The following is a 395-nucleotide window of genomic DNA, read 5'->3' on the forward strand; positions in this document are numbered from 1 at the left end:
GATATTCGGTGAATGCATCCAGGCTTTCGTTGTCACTTGCCGCGAGGTGAGAAAATACCGATTGCACTTTTAGCCGGGTGGTAGTTTGCAATATATTTTTCAGTTGTGCTATATCTGCTTCTTCAAAACCCAGCCGGTGCATGCCCGTATCCAGCTTGATATGCACAGGGTAATTTTCGATCCCGGCCGCTGCTAAGTAATGCTGAAATGAGTTGAGAATACCGAAGGAATATAACTCAGGTTCCAGGTTGTACTGCACCATCACATCAAACGTGCCGTCATCCGGGCTCATTACCATTATGGGCAACGCAATGCCGGCCTTTCTTAACTCCACCCCTTCATCCGCAAAAGCCACGGCTAAATAATCCACTTTATGAAACTGCAGGAGGTTGGCT

General features: G+C 47.3%; 1 protein-coding gene. It reads right to left on the minus strand.

Features of this window, described 5'->3' with window-relative positions:
• On the minus strand, nucleotides 1-395 hold a 395-nt coding region (locus tag I6F37_RS43720; RefSeq protein WP_225154942.1), incomplete at both ends, for an alanine racemase.

The sequence above is a fragment of the Bradyrhizobium sp. NBAIM08 genome (assembly GCF_020193935.1).
Classification (GTDB): domain Bacteria; phylum Pseudomonadota; class Alphaproteobacteria; order Rhizobiales; family Xanthobacteraceae; genus Bradyrhizobium; species Bradyrhizobium yuanmingense.